We start from the raw sequence: 1,826 nt of genomic DNA on the forward strand, positions 1-1,826 counted from the left end.
CCGGCGGCTCTTCTTCGTCATCTTCGCTCCTGATTCGCAGCAAGAATCCTCGCCGCTGTCAGGCAGAAAATCCACTCAAGCTACTGTCCGAATTTGCGGGGCCAGCTCTCCTGAGATCAGACGCCACCCAAGCTGCCTGCATTGGCAACACGCTCCCGGAAGGCGCCGCGCGTCAGTCAGGATCTACTCAGGCGCTTTACATGGTAGATCAGATCAATCGACGTATGTCTTGCGATCTTCGGTCCTACCACGCGAATGCGCTTGGCATTACTGGTCCGCAAATGATGATCTTGATGGCTCTGACGGAGCTGGAAGAAGATGGTGTTCCCGTCAATGCTGTCGCGAAGCTGATGAGAGTCGAGTCGGGTTTCATCACCAAGCAATCGAGGGAGCTTGAGGTAAGCAGTTCGTGCGCCGGAAATCCGACATGAATGATGCCAGGTACGTCCTTTTGTCGCTCACGGGCATCGCTCGCAAGATCCTTACGAGCAGCAGAAAGAGGTTGAGCAGTTCGTCTTTGATTATGTCAGCATTCAGGAGTTCGCCAAACTGGCCGCCTGTTTGAATGGACTCAGGTCTCGGTTGGAGAAGGCTCGGCTGCACGCCGCGCTGAACTCTGAGACAGATTGAGACAGTACTGGGAAGAGCGCGGGCCTTCTGCTATCTTCCGAGAGATCTGAGCCAGAAGATCCGTTTCGAATAGTGTCGCCCCGCCCCAGGAGCGGATATCGCCGTCCAGATGCAAGGATGGCACCGGGCGCAGTCGAACGAACGGACCAATCAGCCGATTCAGCGGCTGGGGTCGAGCGAACCGCGACACGAGTCTGAACGGTCCGTCCGTCATCCAACGCTGCTTGGCTGACCTGACGACGTTCGCCTCAGCGCAATTGCCTTCCCTGTCGCTCGAAGGCGTACATCGGATTGATACCGCAATAAGCGTAGGTGCCGGATGCGGTAGCCATGCACTGACTGTAGGTCGAGAACTGGCAGTTGCCCGGATATCCCCAGGCTCGGCCCTGCAGGCAATAAACGTCTTGGCGAGCCGGTGGGGTGTACGAATGAACCCGTGAAGCAGCGGTCAAATCTGATCCAAAGCTGACGAGGATAGGAAGTGCTAGGATTCCGGTAGCGAGAAGGTAAGGCATGAGATCTCTTGCCTCCTTAATTCGCTGAAGGATAGAGCATCCGTATTAGAGGTTTGATCTTAGTCAATTGCCGGTGTCGGGTCCAGTTGGACCATCGTCAGCGAGACAATCACCCGTGGCAGAGCCTCGACGGGGGCTCTTGAGCAGACGTTGGATATCAGGGTGGGCTTAAGAGGGCCGGAGCCGATTATCCGCACCCGTCCTTGGTCTTGGACACACTCGCTCGCGATCCGAAGCCGCCTTTCAAAGATACTCCGCAGTGAAGCGCATCTTTTAAGCGCGACTTGTCGCCTTCGCGCAGCAGAACACTCGTATGGCACTCAATCCATGATCGCTTCGTTCGCTCCGACGCGCGTTGCGGGACCCCCCTCGACCGGAGGACAACACATTGCGTCACCTCAACTGCTGCGCGCGCACTGCGTCACAATGACACGACTTCTCCTCTTCATGGCCGCTTGTTACAATGACATCCATAGATTGCGCCGGATCAATTCGCGAGGCTCCCCTTCGTATATTCTGGTTCAGGAGTGTCGGACCATGTTCGTGAGCATCACCACAGACCATAGATCCCTAGGGTCTGTACCTAAATAGCGCCACGTGATTCTCTTGCCTACGTGTTGATTCGGGGGCGAGAGAATGCGCGCTGGTTTGTTTTGGCTGAACGACAGGCAATGGGCGCGT

Annotated in this window: 2 protein-coding genes; one reads left to right on the top strand and one right to left on the bottom strand. The window is 56.3% G+C overall.

Going from position 1 to position 1,826, the window contains the following annotated elements; translation table 11 throughout:
- The coding region (locus QJT78_RS50830; protein WP_281460863.1) for a hypothetical protein at positions 1–431 on the top strand (431 nt) is incomplete at its 5' end.
- A 447-nt stretch (positions 432–878) separates the two neighbouring features.
- Here the strand turns inward: QJT78_RS50830 and QJT78_RS50835 are convergent.
- Positions 879–1,145: a DUF3551 domain-containing protein gene (locus tag QJT78_RS50835; protein WP_018648598.1), complete on the bottom strand. Its 267-nt coding sequence runs from the start codon at positions 1,143–1,145 to the stop codon at positions 879–881.
- Positions 1,146–1,826 lie beyond the last annotated feature (681 nt).

Origin of the sequence: Bradyrhizobium sp. Mp27, from assembly GCF_029953005.1 — a bacterium.
GTDB classification, from domain to species: domain Bacteria; phylum Pseudomonadota; class Alphaproteobacteria; order Rhizobiales; family Xanthobacteraceae; genus Bradyrhizobium; species Bradyrhizobium barranii.

What these genes read in the sequence shown, in the direction of transcription:
- QJT78_RS50835 (WP_018648598.1), bottom strand. Translation starts at nt 1,145, where the DNA reads ATGCCTTACCTTCTCGCTACCGGAATCCTAGCACTTCCTATCCTCGTC.